Annotated in this window: 17 protein-coding genes; 16 read left to right on the forward strand and 1 reads right to left on the reverse strand. The window is 70.3% G+C overall.

Going from position 1 to position 13,416, the window contains the following annotated elements; all coding sequences use genetic code 11:
• Nucleotides 1-53 precede the first annotated feature (53 nt).
• Entirely contained in the window at nt 54-2,378 is a 2,325-nt protein-coding gene (locus HOP40_RS36585) for an alpha/beta hydrolase fold domain-containing protein (protein WP_172157747.1), read from the reverse strand.
• 501 nt (nt 2,379-2,879) lie between these two features.
• Here HOP40_RS36585 and rpsL point away from each other — a divergent pair.
• The 16 genes from rpsL (at nt 2,880) to rplN (ending at nt 13,413) form a co-directional block, all read left to right on the forward strand.
• Nucleotides 2,880-3,254 carry a 30S ribosomal protein S12 gene (rpsL, locus tag HOP40_RS12120; protein ID WP_141278851.1) on the forward strand — a complete coding sequence of 125 codons (375 nt, stop codon included), beginning with the start codon at nt 2,880-2,882 and terminating at the stop codon, nt 3,252-3,254.
• Nucleotides 3,254-3,724, forward strand: coding sequence for a 30S ribosomal protein S7 (rpsG, locus tag HOP40_RS12125; protein WP_172157749.1), 471 nt, complete (start codon nt 3,254-3,256; stop codon nt 3,722-3,724). Before rpsL ends, rpsG begins: the two co-directional genes overlap by 1 nt.
• A 45-nt stretch (nt 3,725-3,769) precedes the next feature.
• On the forward strand, nt 3,770-5,869 hold the full coding sequence (gene fusA, locus HOP40_RS12130) for an elongation factor G (protein ID WP_172157751.1): 2,100 nt from the start codon (nt 3,770-3,772) through the stop codon (nt 5,867-5,869).
• Nucleotides 5,870-5,969: 100 nt separating this feature from the next.
• A complete protein-coding gene (gene tuf, locus HOP40_RS12135) occupies nt 5,970-7,163 on the forward strand; it encodes an elongation factor Tu (protein ID WP_172157753.1) in 1,194 nt (397 codons plus the stop codon).
• A 324-nt stretch (nt 7,164-7,487) separates the two neighbouring features.
• Nucleotides 7,488-7,793 (forward strand): 30S ribosomal protein S10, encoded by a 306-nt coding sequence (gene rpsJ / locus HOP40_RS12140; protein ID WP_040804197.1) that lies wholly within the window; start codon nt 7,488-7,490, stop codon nt 7,791-7,793.
• 13 nt (nt 7,794-7,806) lie between these two features.
• The gene (gene rplC, locus HOP40_RS12145) at nt 7,807-8,463 is read left to right on the forward strand and encodes a 50S ribosomal protein L3 (protein WP_172157756.1); all 657 of its coding nucleotides are present in this window, start codon (nt 7,807-7,809) and stop codon (nt 8,461-8,463) included.
• Nucleotides 8,460-9,377 (forward strand): 50S ribosomal protein L4, sunset domain variant, encoded by a 918-nt coding sequence (rplD, locus tag HOP40_RS12150; protein ID WP_172157758.1) that lies wholly within the window; start codon nt 8,460-8,462, stop codon nt 9,375-9,377. Before rplC ends, rplD begins: the two co-directional genes overlap by 4 nt.
• Entirely contained in the window at nt 9,374-9,676 is a 303-nt protein-coding gene (rplW, locus tag HOP40_RS12155; RefSeq protein WP_172157760.1) for a 50S ribosomal protein L23, read from the forward strand. Before rplD ends, rplW begins: the two co-directional genes overlap by 4 nt.
• A gap of 3 nt (nt 9,677-9,679) precedes the next feature.
• The gene (rplB, locus tag HOP40_RS12160) at nt 9,680-10,516 is read left to right on the forward strand and encodes a 50S ribosomal protein L2 (RefSeq protein WP_172157762.1); all 837 of its coding nucleotides are present in this window, start codon (nt 9,680-9,682) and stop codon (nt 10,514-10,516) included.
• Between the two features lie 15 nt (nt 10,517-10,531).
• Complete coding sequence (rpsS, locus tag HOP40_RS12165) at nt 10,532-10,813, forward strand: 30S ribosomal protein S19 (RefSeq protein ID WP_141278859.1); 282 nt, start codon at nt 10,532-10,534, stop codon at nt 10,811-10,813.
• 22 nt (nt 10,814-10,835) lie between these two features.
• The gene (gene rplV, locus HOP40_RS12170) at nt 10,836-11,252 is read left to right on the forward strand and encodes a 50S ribosomal protein L22 (RefSeq protein WP_172157772.1); all 417 of its coding nucleotides are present in this window, start codon (nt 10,836-10,838) and stop codon (nt 11,250-11,252) included.
• A complete protein-coding gene (rpsC, locus tag HOP40_RS12175; protein WP_172157774.1) occupies nt 11,252-12,100 on the forward strand; it encodes a 30S ribosomal protein S3 in 849 nt (282 codons plus the stop codon). The genes rplV and rpsC overlap by 1 nt, the downstream gene beginning before the upstream one ends.
• Nucleotides 12,101-12,102: 2 nt before the next feature.
• On the forward strand, nt 12,103-12,522 hold the full coding sequence (gene rplP, locus HOP40_RS12180) for a 50S ribosomal protein L16 (protein ID WP_141278862.1): 420 nt from the start codon (nt 12,103-12,105) through the stop codon (nt 12,520-12,522).
• The gene (rpmC, locus tag HOP40_RS12185; protein WP_172157776.1) at nt 12,522-12,764 is read left to right on the forward strand and encodes a 50S ribosomal protein L29; all 243 of its coding nucleotides are present in this window, start codon (nt 12,522-12,524) and stop codon (nt 12,762-12,764) included. Before rplP ends, rpmC begins: the two co-directional genes overlap by 1 nt.
• Nucleotides 12,761-13,048, forward strand: coding sequence for a 30S ribosomal protein S17 (gene rpsQ, locus HOP40_RS12190; protein ID WP_172157778.1), 288 nt, complete (start codon nt 12,761-12,763; stop codon nt 13,046-13,048). Before rpmC ends, rpsQ begins: the two co-directional genes overlap by 4 nt.
• A complete protein-coding gene (rplN, locus tag HOP40_RS12195) occupies nt 13,045-13,413 on the forward strand; it encodes a 50S ribosomal protein L14 (RefSeq protein WP_172157780.1) in 369 nt (122 codons plus the stop codon). The genes rpsQ and rplN overlap by 4 nt, the downstream gene beginning before the upstream one ends.
• Nucleotides 13,414-13,416: the final 3 nt, after the last annotated feature.

Below are 13,416 nucleotides of genomic sequence, written 5' to 3' on the forward strand. Positions count from 1 at the left end.
GTGCCGTTCGCGCGGAGGTGCCAGGTGTGAGGGACCAGGTGTGAGGTGGGGGGTCAGAGCTGCTCGTACTCCGTCACGTCGAACTGCGCGGTCCGCTTGCGGTACTCGCGCATCAGGCCGGGCCAGTTGTTGACGATCCGGCCGCCCGCCGTGCGGTACCAGCTCTGGCAGCCGGTCCACACGCTGCGGCCCAGGCGGTCCTGGACCTCGGTGTCAAACCGCGACTCGACGTCGGGGCGCACCGACAGCGGGCCCGCGCCGCCCGCCACCGCCGCGACGGCCTGGCGCACGTAGGCGATCTGGCTCTCCAGCATGTGCACGATCGAGCCGGAGCCGACGTTGGTGTTGGGGCCGTAGAGCAGGAACAGGTTGGGGAAGCCGGGGACGGTGATGCCCAGGTGCGCGCGGGCGCCCTCGCGCCAGCGGTCCGACAGCTCGGCGCCGCCGGGGCCGAAGACCTTCATCGGGGTGAGGAAGTCGCTGGTGGCGAACCCGGTGCCGAGGATGATCACGTCGGCGGGGTGCTCGGTGCCGTCGGCCGCGAGTACGGACCCGGCGGTCACCCCGGCCACCTCCGAGGTCACGACGTCGACGTGCGGCCGCGCGACCGCCGGGTACCAGTCCGACGAGATGAGCACGCGCTTGCAGCCCACGGGGTAGTCGGGGCGCAGCTTCTCGCGCAGGGCGGTGTCGCGCACCTGGCTGCGCACCAGCCCCTCGTACGCCCAGCGGAACGGCAGCGTCAGCGACCGGACCGTGGTGAAGCCGAGCGCGCCCGTCTCGAAGAACCCGAACCAGAACGCCCGCGCGGCGCGCCGCCAGGCCGGGACCGCCCGGAAGAACGCGTGGTGGGCGGCGGAGTAGGCCCGGTCGGGCTTGGGGATGAGGTAGGGCGCGGAGCGCTGGAAGACCGTCAGCGACGCCACCCGGTCGACGATCGCGGGCACGAACTGGATGGCGCTCGCCCCTGTGCCGACGACGGCCACGCGCTTGCCCGTGAGGTCGACGTCGTGGTCCCACTCCGCGGAGTGGAAGACCGGCCCCGCGAACGCGTCGAGGCCGGGGATCCGGGGCGCGGCCGGGCGCGAGAGCTGCCCGCACGCCGGCACCAGCACGTCGGCCTCGAGCGTCTCGCCGTCGGACAGGTCCAGGCGCCACACGCCGCGGGCGTCGTCCCAGTGGGCCTCGGTCACCTCGGTGCGCAGCCGCGGGGCGAGCCCGTGCTCGGCGGCGACGCGCTGGAGGTAGCGCAGGATGTCGGGCTGCGGGGCGAACCGGCGGGTCCACTCGCGCCCGGGGGCGAAGGAGAAGGAGTACAGGTGCGACGGCACGTCGCACGCCGCGCCCGGGTAGGTGTTGGCCCGCCAGACGCCGCCGACGCCGTCGGCCCGGTCGAGGATCGTCACCTCGGCCCCGCTGCCCCGCAGGGCGGCGCCCATGCCGATCCCGCCGAACCCGGCCCCGACGACGGCGACGCGCACCGGGGCCCCGGCGCAGTCACGGCGCACCGCCGCCCCGAGCTCCGCCACGGCGGCGTCGGCCTCGGCGAGCAGCCCCGCGAAGACCGGGTAGGCGTGCCAGAGCCCGGCCGCCCGGGTGTAGGTGACGGGCACGCCCGCCGCCCGCGCCTTCTCGACGAGGGCGTCGGAGTCGCCGACCAGCACCTCGTCGGCGCCGGCGACGACGTGCAGCGGCGGGAAGCCGGTGAGGTCGGCGGCCAGGGGCTCGAGCTCGGGGGCCGTGGCGCCCGCCCGGTACTGCGCGGCGGCGGGGGCCAGGGTGCGCGCGTCGAGCATGGCGTCGTGGCGCGTGTTGATCGTGACCCAGGGCGAGCTCAGGTCGAGGTCGAGCCACGGCGAGACCAGCCCGAGCGATCCGGGCAGCTCCTCGCCGGCGGCGCGCAGACGCAGCACGAGCGCCACGGCCAGTCCGCCGCCCGCGGAATCACCGAGCACCGCGATGCGTTGTGACGGGTGTCCCGCTGCGCGCAGAGCCCGCCACGCGGCCACGACGTCGTCGACGGCCGCGGGGAACGGGTGCTCGGGCGCGAGCCGGTAGTCCGGCACGTGCACCGGGGCGCCGCACGCCCGGCTCAGGTGCGCGGTGAGCGCGCGGTGCGAGGTGGGGGAACCCGTCTTGTAGCCGCCGCCGTGCAGGTACAGCACCTGCTGGGGGCCGTCGGCGCCGCGGGCGACGACGCGCTCGGCCGGCACGCCACCGAGGTCGACGGCGGTGCGCCGGGTGCCGAGGGGGAGCGGCACGACGTAGCCGGTGGCGTCGAGCAGGCGCCTGCTGACCGGCAGCGGCAGCAGGGGGGAAAGCAGCGGGGCGACGACGCCCCGGGTGAGCAGCCGGACGGCGGCACGGGGAAGGGCCATGCGCGACGGTATCCACCCGCGGACGGCGTCGGGAACGGCTCTCCGGGGCCAGGACGTGCACGGACGGGCCACACCGGTCGTCACGGCCCGTGCCCGCCCGTCTGCGACGAGCGGGTGCCGAGCGGCGGCGAGCGGGCGAGTCCTCTTGCGGCGCGCCACGTCGTGCGGCACTCTGCGAGCACCGGCAGACGCTCACCTGGACCCGTTTTGACCCCCCTTCGGCGGGGCGGGTAGTCTTGGTGCTTGCGCTCGACCTCGGTCGGGCCGATCTGCGCGCCCGTGGGCCGCTGATCCCGTGCTCCGGCCCGTGATCGCGATCCCGATGCGCAGGCCTCCGGCCATCCGGTGAGGTTCCCCGATCTCATTCGCACGGTGTTCGAAGGTGCGACACGCCCGACCTCGGGGGAGGGCGGCCGGTGCAGCCGGCCTCCCCAGCACGACCCAGCTCGACACGACAGACGCAGTGCACCAGCACCACCGACGGGAAGAAGCAGACGGTTCATGCCCACGATCCAGCAGCTGGTCCGCAAGGGCCGTCAGGACAAGGCCACCAAGACGAAGACGGCCGCGCTCAAGGGGAGTCCCCAGCGCCGCGGCGTCTGCACGCGCGTCTACACGACGACCCCGAAGAAGCCGAACTCGGCGCTTCGCAAGGTCGCGCGCGTCAAGCTGACCAGCCAGATGGAGATCACGGCCTACATCCCCGGTGAGGGCCACAACCTCCAGGAGCACTCGATCGTCCTGGTGCGCGGTGGCCGCGTGAAGGACCTCCCGGGTGTCCGCTACAAGATCGTCCGCGGCTCGCTGGACACGCAGGGCGTGAAGAACCGCAAGCAGGCTCGCAGCCGCTACGGCGCGAAGAAGGAGAAGAGCTGATGCCTCGCAAGGGCCCTGCTCCGAAGCGACCGCTGGTCTCCGACCCGGTCTACAGCTCGCCGCTGGTCACCCAGCTGGTGAACAAGGTGCTCCAGGACGGCAAGCGCAGCCTCGCCGAGCGGATCGTCTACGCGGCCCTCGAGGGCACGCGGGAGAAGACCGGGGCCGACCCGGTCGTCACGCTCAAGCGCGCGCTCGACAACGTCAAGCCCGCCCTGGAGGTGCGCAGCCGCCGCGTCGGTGGCGCCACCTACCAGGTGCCCGTCGAGGTCCGTGCCGTCCGGCAGACCACGCTGGGCCTGCGCTGGCTGGTGTCGTACGCCGGGCAGCGCCGCGAGAAGACCATGGTCGAGCGGCTCATGAACGAGCTCCTCGACGCGAGCAACGGTCTGGGTGCCGCCGTCAAGCGGCGCGAGGACATGCACAAGATGGCGGAGTCCAACAAGGCCTTCGCCCACTACCGCTGGTGACGGGCCGATCGTCCGCGCCAACCTGTTGAGGGAAGCGAGATAGCTGTGGCACGCGACGTGCTGACGGACCTGGGCAAGGTCCGCAACATCGGCATCATGGCCCACATCGACGCCGGCAAGACCACCACGACCGAGCGGATCCTGTACTACACCGGTCTGAACTACAAGATCGGTGAGGTCCACGACGGCGCGGCCACGATGGACTGGATGGAGGAGGAGCAGAAGCGCGGCATCACGATCACCAGCGCCGCGATCACCTGCTTCTGGAAAGACCACCAGATCAACATCATCGACACCCCCGGCCACGTCGACTTCACGGTCGAGGTCGAGCGCTCCCTGCGGGTGCTCGACGGCGCGGTGGCGGTCTTCGACGGCAAGGAGGGGGTCGAGCCGCAGTCCGAGCAGGTCTGGCGGCAGGCCACCAAGTACGACGTGCCGCGCATCTGCTTCGTCAACAAGATGGACAAGCTCGGTGCGGACTTCTACTTCACCGTGCGGACGATCAAGGAGCGCCTCGGCGCCACGCCGCTGCCCCTGCAGCTGCCGATCGGTTCCGAGAACGACTTCATCGGCGTCGTCGACCTGGTCGAGATGCGCGCGCTCACATGGCGCGGCGAGGTCAAGATCGGTGAGGACTACACCGTCGAGGAGATCCCGGCCGACCTGGTCGACAAGGCCGCGGAGTACCGCACGGCCCTCGTCGAGGCCGTCGCCGAGACCGACGACGAGCTCATGGAGCTCTACCTCGGTGGCGAGGAGCTCACGGTCGAGCAGATCAAGCACGGCATCCGCAAGATCGTGACCGACCGCATCGCCTACCCGGTGCTCTGCGGGTCCGCGTACAAGAACAAGGGCGTCCAGCCCATGCTCGACGCGGTCATCGCCTACCTGCCGTCCCCGCTCGACGTGCCGCCGGTCGAGGGCACGCTGCAGGACGGCGAGACGGCGCAGTCGCGCAAGCCGGACGTCACCGAGCCGTTCTCCGCGCTCGCCTTCAAGATCGCCGCGCACCCGTTCTTCGGCAAGCTCACCTACATCCGGGTCTACTCCGGCAAGGTCGCTGCGGGCTCCCAGGTCGTCAACTCGACCAAGGACCGCAAGGAGCGCATCGGGAAGATGTTCCAGATGCAGGCCAACAAGGAGAACCCGGTCGACGAGGCCCAGGCCGGCCACATCTACGCGGTCATCGGCCTGAAGGACACGACGACGGGGGAGACCCTGTCGGACCCGCAGCACCCCATCGTGCTCGAGTCGATGTCCTTCCCCGACCCGGTCATCCAGGTCGCGGTCGAGCCGAAGACCAAGGCCGACCAGGAGAAGCTGGGCGTCGCGATCCAGAAGCTGGCCGAGGAGGACCCCACCTTCCAGGTCACGCAGGACGAGGAGTCCGGCCAGACCATCCTCGCCGGCATGGGGGAGCTGCACCTCGAGGTGCTGGTGAACCGCATGAAGACCGACTACAAGGTCGAGGCGAACATCGGCAAGCCGCAGGTGGCGTACCGCGAGACGATCCGCCGCCCCGTGGAGAAGTACAGCTACACGCACAAGAAGCAGACCGGTGGCTCGGGGCAGTTCGCGAAGGTGATCATCACCATCGAGCCGCTCGACACCGCCGACGGTGCGCTGTACGAGTTCGACAACAAGGTCACCGGTGGCCGCATCCCGCGGGAGTACATCCCGTCGGTCGACGCCGGTGCGCAGGACGCCATGCAGTACGGCATCCTCGCGGGCTTCCCGCTGGTCGGGGTCAAGCTGACCCTGGTCGACGGCGCCTACCACGAGGTCGACTCCTCCGAGATGGCGTTCAAGGTCGCCGGCTCGATCGCGCTCAAGGAGGCCGCACGTCAGGCCAGCCCGGCGCTGCTCGAGCCGATGATGGCCGTCGAGGTCACCACGCCCGAGGACTACATGGGTGAGGTGATCGGCGACCTCAACTCCCGCCGCGGCCAGATCCAGGCCATGGAGGAGCGGGCGGGCGCACGCGTCGTCAAGGCGCTGGTGCCGCTGTCCGAGATGTTCGGCTACGTCGGCGACCTGCGGTCGCGGACCCAGGGCCGGGCGAACTACACCATGGTCTTCGACTCCTACGCGGAGGTCCCGACCAACGTGGCCAAGGAGATCATCGCCAAGGCCACGGGCGAGTAAGTCCCCGGCGGGCCCACCACGGGCCCGCCGGACCCGGTACGACCCACAGACCCCCCGTCAGCACGGCGGATGAAGTCACTCAGTCCAGGAGGATTCCCCAGTGGCGAAGGCGAAGTTCGAGCGGACCAAGCCGCACGTCAACATCGGCACCATCGGTCACATCGACCACGGTAAGACCACGCTGACGGCGGCCATCACCAAGGTTCTGCACGACAAGTTCCCGACGCTCAACGCGGCGTCGGCGTTCGACCAGATCGACAAGGCTCCCGAGGAGCGCCAGCGCGGCATCACGATCTCGATCGCGCACGTCGAGTACCAGACCGAGAAGCGCCACTACGCGCACGTCGACTGCCCCGGGCACGCCGACTACATCAAGAACATGATCACCGGTGCGGCCCAGATGGACGGCGCCATCCTCGTAGTCGCCGCCACCGACGGCCCCATGCCCCAGACGCGCGAGCACGTGCTGCTCGCCCGCCAGGTCGGCGTGCCGTACATCGTCGTCGCGCTGAACAAGGCCGACATGGTGGACGACGAGGAGATCCTGGAGCTCGTCGAGCTCGAGGTCCGCGAGCTGCTCTCGGCTCAGGACTACCCGGGCGACGACCTGCCGATCGTCCGCGTCTCGGCGCTCAAGGCCCTCGAGGGCGACGCCGAGTGGGCCGAGAAGCTGCTCGAGCTCATGGACGCCGTCGACGAGTCGATCCCGGAGCCCGAGCGCGACGTCGACCGTCCGTTCCTGATGCCGGTCGAGGACGTCTTCACGATCTCCGGTCGTGGCACCGTCGTCACCGGTCGCATCGAGCGCGGCATCGTCAAGGTGAACGAGGAGGTGGAGATCGTCGGCATCAAGGAGAAGTCCTTCAAGACGACCACCACGTCCATCGAGATGTTCAAGAAGTTCCTCGACGAGGGTCGCGCCGGCGACAACGCGGCGCTGCTGCTCCGCGGCATCAAGCGCGAGCAGGTCGAGCGCGGCATGGTCGTGACCAAGCCGGGCACCACCACCCCGCACACCGAGTTCCAGGGCCAGGTCTACATCCTGTCCAAGGACGAGGGTGGCCGTCACACGCCGTTCTTCAACAACTACCGTCCCCAGTTCTACTTCCGGACGACGGACGTCACCGGCGTGGTGACCCTGCCCAGCGGCACCGAGATGGTCATGCCGGGCGACAACACCCTCATGGACGTGAAGCTGATCCAGCCGATCGCCATGGAGGAGGGCCTGCAGTTCGCCATCCGCGAGGGTGGCCGGACCGTCGGCGCCGGCCAGGTCACCAAGATCACCAAGTAGTACCGCACCACCCCGGTCGAGGATGCCGCACGTCCGTGTGGCATCCTTGACGGGTTGCGCATCGGGCGTCGGCCCGCGAGCGATCGCGGGCCGCCCCGGTGCGGACCCCCCGAGCACAGCGACCCCCCGGGGTCGTGGGTGATCCCGGGGACCGGTGTGCGAGTCGGGCGCGACACGCCCGACCTCGTGGACCGGAGCCCAGACCGTGCGAACCGACAGCCGCCCCGTGCTGACCAGGCGGAGTGGCTGCGCCGGTCCACGGGCCGGGCCCGACCCGGAACCGCCCGTAGCACGCTCCCAGGATGAGAAGGACGACCGACGACCATGGCGGGACAAAAGATCCGCATCAGGCTGAAGGCCTACGACCACGAGGCCATCGACGCCTCCGCGCGCAAGATCGTCGAGACGGTCACGCGCACGGGTGCTCGGGTCGTCGGGCCGGTGCCTCTGCCCACGGAGAAGAACATCTACTGCGTCATCCGCTCGCCGCACAAGTACAAGGACTCGCGCGAGCACTTCGAGATGCGCACCCACAAGCGGCTCATCGACATCCTCGACCCGACGCCGAAGACCGTCGACGCGCTCATGCGCATCGACCTGCCGGCGTCCGTCGACGTCAACATCCAGTAGGGCTGACGGAATCATGAGCGAGAGGCAGATCACCGGGATCCTGGGCACCAAGCTCGGGATGACCCAGGTCTTCGACGAGAACAACCGGGTGGTCCCGGTCACCGTGGTCCAGGCGGGCCCCAACGTGGTGACCCAGGTGCGGACCGCCGAGAAGGACGGCTACGTCGCCGTCCAGCTGGCGTACGGCGCCATCGACCCGCGCAAGGTGAACAAGCCGCGCACCGGCCACTTCGCGAAGGCCGGCACCACGCCGCGCCGCCACCTGGTCGAGCTGCGCACCTCCGACGCCGGCGAGTACTCGCCCGGCCAGGAGATCACCGCCGAGGTCTTCGAGGCCGGCGCGGTGGTCGACGTGGTCGGCACCAGCAAGGGCAAGGGCACCGCCGGTGTCATGAAGCGCCACGGCTTCCACGGCCTCGGCGCGAGCCACGGCGTGCAGCGCAAGCACCGCTCGCCCGGCTCCATCGGCGGCTGCGCGACCCCCGGTCGCGTCTTCAAGGGCATCAAGATGGCCGGCCGCATGGGCGTCGCGCGCGTCACCACCCAGAACCTCACCGTGTTCCGGGTCGACGCCGAGCGCGGCCTGCTGCTGATCAAGGGTGCCGTCCCCGGCCCCCGTGGCGGCCTCCTGCTGGTCAAGAGCCCCGCGAAGGGTGGTGTGAAGGCATGACGACGACCGTGAAGGCGGATCTCCCCGCCCACGTCTTCGACGTCACCGCGAACGTGCCGCTGATGCACCAGGTGGTGGTGGCCCAGCTGGCCGCCGCCCGCCAGGGCACGCACGACACGAAGACCCGCGGTGAGGTTCGCGGTGGCGGCAAGAAGCCGTACCGCCAGAAGGGCACCGGCCGCGCCCGCCAGGGCTCGACCCGCGCGCCGCAGTTCGCCGGCGGTGGCACGGTCCACGGCCCGACGCCGCGCGACTACACCCAGAAGACGCCCAAGAAGATGAAGGCCGCCGCCCTGCGCGGCGCCCTCTCCGACCGGGCCCGCGCCGGCCGCGTGATCGTCGTCGACTCGCTCACCACGGGTGACGCGCCGTCGACCAAGGCCGCGCGCAAGGCGATCGAGGGCCTCGTGAGCGACCCCGGGCACCGCGTGCTCGCCGTGGTCGGCCGCGAGGACGTCGCGAGCCAGCTCAGCCTGCGCAACCTGCAGGCCGTGCACCTCATCGCGCCGGACCAGCTGAACACCTACGACGTGCTCGTCAACGACGTCGTGCTGTTCACCGAGGAGTCGCTCGAGACCTTCCTCGCCGGTCCGATCGCCGCGCCCACGCGGAAGTCGGCCGCCGCGGCCGAGCCGCAGACGCTGGTGAAGAAGGCCCCCGCCGCGCAGGCGGACGCGGCCGACGACACCGACGACGCGCCCTACGGCCCGCAGAGCCGCGCTCCGCTGGCCGACGGCTCGGCGCCCGAGGGCTTCCCCGTCAAGGGCAACGCGGACTCGATGCTCTACCACGTGCCGGGCAGCTCGTTCTACGCCCGCACCGTGGCCGAGGTCTGGTTCGCCACCGCCGAGGCCGCGGAGGCCGCCGGCTTCCAGCTGCCGCCGTCGCAGCGCGAGAAGGAGGAGGGCAAGTGATCCCCGATCCGCGGGACATCCTGCTCGCTCCGGTCGTCTCCGAGAAGAGCTACGGGCTGCTCGAGGAGCGCCAGTACACCTTCCTCGTGAAGCCGGACGCGAACAAGACCGAGATCAAGATCGCTGTCGAGAAGGTGTTCGGCGTCAAGGTGCTCTCCGTGAACACCCTGAACCGCAACGGGAAGCGCAAGCGCTCCCGCACCGGCTACGGCAAGCGCAGGGACACGAAGCGCGCGATCGTCACGCTCTCCGAGGAGAGCCGGACGATCGACGTCTTCGGTGGCCGGGCAGGGGCGTAGGACATGGGTATCCGCAAGTACAAGCCGACGACCCCCGGTCGCCGCGGCTCCAGCGTCTCGGACTTCGCCGAGATCACCCGGTCGACGCCGGAGAAGTCGCTGGTCCGCCCGCTGCACTCCAAGGGCGGCCGCAACGCCCACGGGCGCATCACCACCCGTCACCAGGGCGGTGGCCACAAGCGCGCGTACCGGCTGATCGACTTCCGCCGGAACGACAAGGACGGCGTGCCGGCCCGGGTCGCCGAGATCGAGTACGACCCGAACCGCACCTCGCGGATCGCACTGCTGCACTACGCCGACGGCGAGAAGCGCTACATCATCGCGCCGGAGAAGCTGAAGCAGGGCGACAGGGTCGAGGCCGGTCCCCGTGCCGACATCAAGGTCGGCAACAACCTGCCGCTCCGCAACATCCCCACCGGCACCGTGATCCACGCGATCGAGCTCCGCCCCGGCGGCGGCGCGAAGATGGCGCGGTCCGCGGGCGCGAAGGTGCAGCTCGTCGCGAAGGACGGCCCGTACGCGCAGCTCCGGCTGCCCTCGGGCGAGATCCGCAACGTCGACGTGCGCTGCCGCGCCACGATCGGTGAGGTCGGCAACTCCGACCACTCCAACATCAACTGGGGCAAGGCCGGCCGCATGCGGTGGAAGGGCAAGCGCCCGACCGTCCGCGGTGTGGCCATGAACCCGGTCGACCACCCGCACGGTGGTGGTGAGGGCAAGACCTCCGGTGGTCGCCACCCGGTCAACCCCGCGGGCAAGCCCGAGGGCCGCACCCGCCGCACCAAGCCGTCCGACAAGTTGATCGTCCGCCGCCGCCGCACCGGCAAGAACAAGCGCTGAGCAGGGAGGTAAAAGATGCCACGCAGCCTGAAGAAGGGCCCGTTCGTGGATGACCACCTGCTCAAGAAGGTGGACGTCCTCAACGAGTCGGGCAAGAAGACCGTCATCCGGACCTGGTCCCGACGGTCGACCATCATCCCCGACATGATCGGGCACACGATCGCGGTGCACGACGGCCGCAAGCACGTGCCGGTGTTCGTGTCGGACTCGATGGTCGGCCACAAGCTGGGGGAGTTCGCGCCCACGCGGACCTTCCGGGGCCACATCAAGGACGACCGCAAGTCGCGCAGGCGCTGAGACGGAGCAGGAGGAAGTGACCATGGCTGACACAGCCGAAGGCACTGCCGCCGCGCCCGTCCGGGCGCGCGCGGTGGCGCGGTACGTGCACATGTCCCCGACGAAGGTGCGGCGCGTCGTCGCACTGATCAAGGGACGACCGGTCCAGGAGGCCCTCGACATCCTGCGGTTCTCGCCGCAGGCTGCCTGCGAGCCCCTGTACAAGGTGGTCGCCAGCGCGGCGGCCAACGCCCAGAACAACCTCGACCTGGACCCGGACACCCTCGTGGTGGCCGCGGCCATGGCCGACGAGGGCCCGACGCTCAAGCGCATCCGACCGCGGGCCCAGGGCCGCGCGTACCGGATCCGCAAGCGCACGAGCCACATCACCGTCGAGGTCGAGTCGCAGCCCGCCAAGAACGGGCGCGGCGCTCGTGGTGCGAAGGGGAGGACCCGCTAATGGGTCAGAAGATCAACCCGCACGGCTTCCGCCTCGGTATCACCACCGACTGGAAGTCGCGCTGGTACGCCGACAAGCAGTACGCCGAGTACGTCAAGGAGGACGTCGAGATCCGCCGCATGCTATCCAAGGGCATGGAGCGGGCCGGCATCTCCAAGGTCGAGATCGAGCGCACCCGGGACCGCGTGCGGGTGGACATCCACACCGCGCGCCCGGGCATCGTGATCGGCCGGCGCGGCGCCGAGGCCGACCGCATCCGCGGCAACCTCGAGAAGCTGACCAAGAAGCAGGTCCAGCTCAACATCCTCGAGGTCAAGAACTCCGAGTCGGACGCCCAGCTCGTCGCGCAGGGCGTGGCCGAGCAGCTGTCCAACCGCGTGGCGTTCCGCCGCGCGATGCGCAAGGCCATCCAGTCGGCCATGCGCTCCCCGCAGGTCAAGGGGATCCGGGTCCAGTGCTCGGGTCGTCTCGGCGGCGCGGAGATGTCGCGCTCGGAGTTCTACCGCGAGGGTCGCGTCCCGCTGCACACGCTGCGCGCCGACATCGACTACGGCCTGTTCGAGGCCCGCACCACGTTCGGGCGCATCGGCGTCAAGGTGTGGATCTACAAGGGTGACGTCGTCGGTGGTCGTCGCGAGGGTGCCCCGGCTGCGGCCGCGGCCCCCGGTGGCGACCGCGGCCCGCGCCGCGAGCGTCCGGCCCGCCGTCGCTCGGGTGCCTCGGGCACCACGGGCTCCGGCACCGAGGCCGGCCGCGCCGCCGCCGAGTCGTCCGCCGGTGGCACCGCCACCGCCACGGTCGACGCTCCGGCGCCGTCCACGAACGACGCGACCGGTGGGGAGGCCTGACCATGCTGATCCCCCGCAGGGTCAAGCACCGCAAGCAGCACCGTCCGCACCGCACCGGTGCGGCCTCGGGCGGCACCCGCGTGACGTTCGGTGAGTACGGCATCCAGGCCCTCGAGCCCGCCTACGTCACCAACCGGCAGATCGAGTCCGCCCGTATCGCCATCAACCGGCACATCAAGCGCGGCGGCAAGGTCTGGATCAACATCTTCCCGGACCGCCCGCTGACGAAGAAGCCGGCGGAGACCCGCATGGGTTCCGGCAAGGGCTCCCCCGAGAAGTGGGTGTCCAACGTGAAGCCGGGCCGGGTCCTGTTCGAGATGAGCTACCCGAACGAGCAGCTCGCCCGCGAGGCCCTGCGCCGCGCGATCCACAAGCTGCCCATGAAGTGCCGGATCGTGACCCGTGAGGGTGGTGACATCTGATGGCCGCGTCGACGACGACCGCCGCCGAGCTGCGCGAGCTCACCGACGAGGAGCTCGTGCTCCGCGTGCGTGAGGCCAAGGAGGAGCTGTTCAACCTCCGCTTCCAGATGGCCACCGGGCAGCTGGACAACAACCGGCGGCTGCGTACCGTCCGGCACGACATCGCGCGGATCTACACGGTCATGCGCGAGCGCGAGCTGGGCCTGTCTGCCGCCCCGACCGAGGACGAGGGTGCGGCATGACCGACACGGCCAAGACGCCGCCCACTGAGGTGGAGCGGAACGAGCGCAAGATCCGTGAGGGTCTCGTGGTCTCCGACAAGATGGCGAAGACGATCGTCGTCGTCGTCGAGGACCGCGTGAAGCACCGGATGTACGGCAAGGTCATCCGCCGGACGACGAAGATCAAGGCGCACGACGAGGCCAACACGGCCGGCGTCGGCGACCGCGTCCGGCTGATGGAGACCCGCCCGCTGTCGGCCACCAAGCGCTGGCGCCTGGTGGAGATCCTGGAGAAGGCGAAGTGATCCAGCAGGAGTCGCGACTGCGCGTCGCCGACAACACCGGTGCGAAGGAGATCCTCTGCATCCGGGTGCTGGGCGGTTCGGCTCGGCGCTACGCGGGGATCGGCGACACCATCGTCGCCACGGTGAAGGACGCCATCCCCGGAGCGGGGGTGAAGCGCGGTGACGTCGTCAAGGCCGTCATCGTGCGCACCGTCAAGGAGCGTCGCCGCCCGGATGGTTCCTACATCCGTTTCGACGAGAACGCCGCCGTGCTGATCAAGCCCGACGGCGAGCCGCGGGGGACCCGCATCTTCGGACCGGTCGGTCGCGAGCTCCGCGACAAGAAGTTCATGAAGATCATCTCCCTCGCGCCGGAGGTGCTGTAACCC

Source organism: Pseudonocardia broussonetiae (genome assembly GCF_013155125.1).
Lineage (GTDB): Bacteria > Actinomycetota > Actinomycetes > Mycobacteriales > Pseudonocardiaceae > Pseudonocardia > Pseudonocardia broussonetiae.

Bases quoted from the DNA above. Each gene is read 5' to 3' on its own strand.
- rplD (WP_172157758.1), top strand. From the start codon at position 8,460: ATGACGACGACCGTGAAGGCGGATCTCCCCGCCCACGTCTTCGACGTC.
- rpsC (WP_172157774.1), top strand. From the start codon at position 11,252: ATGGGTCAGAAGATCAACCCGCACGGCTTCCGCCTCGGTATCACCACC.
- rpsL (WP_141278851.1), top strand. From the start codon at position 2,880: ATGCCCACGATCCAGCAGCTGGTCCGCAAGGGCCGTCAGGACAAGGCC.
- rpsS (WP_141278859.1), top strand. From the start codon at position 10,532: ATGCCACGCAGCCTGAAGAAGGGCCCGTTCGTGGATGACCACCTGCTC.
- HOP40_RS36585 (WP_172157747.1), bottom strand. From the start codon at position 2,378: ATGGCCCTTCCCCGTGCCGCCGTCCGGCTGCTCACCCGGGGCGTCGTC.
- rpmC (WP_172157776.1), top strand. From the start codon at position 12,522: ATGGCCGCGTCGACGACGACCGCCGCCGAGCTGCGCGAGCTCACCGAC.
- rplC (WP_172157756.1), top strand. From the start codon at position 7,807: ATGAGCGAGAGGCAGATCACCGGGATCCTGGGCACCAAGCTCGGGATG.
- rpsG (WP_172157749.1), top strand. From the start codon at position 3,254: ATGCCTCGCAAGGGCCCTGCTCCGAAGCGACCGCTGGTCTCCGACCCG.
- rplP (WP_141278862.1), top strand. From the start codon at position 12,103: ATGCTGATCCCCCGCAGGGTCAAGCACCGCAAGCAGCACCGTCCGCAC.
- rplB (WP_172157762.1), top strand. From the start codon at position 9,680: ATGGGTATCCGCAAGTACAAGCCGACGACCCCCGGTCGCCGCGGCTCC.
- rpsJ (WP_040804197.1), top strand. From the start codon at position 7,488: ATGGCGGGACAAAAGATCCGCATCAGGCTGAAGGCCTACGACCACGAG.
- rpsQ (WP_172157778.1), top strand. From the start codon at position 12,761: ATGACCGACACGGCCAAGACGCCGCCCACTGAGGTGGAGCGGAACGAG.
- rplV (WP_172157772.1), top strand. From the start codon at position 10,836: ATGGCTGACACAGCCGAAGGCACTGCCGCCGCGCCCGTCCGGGCGCGC.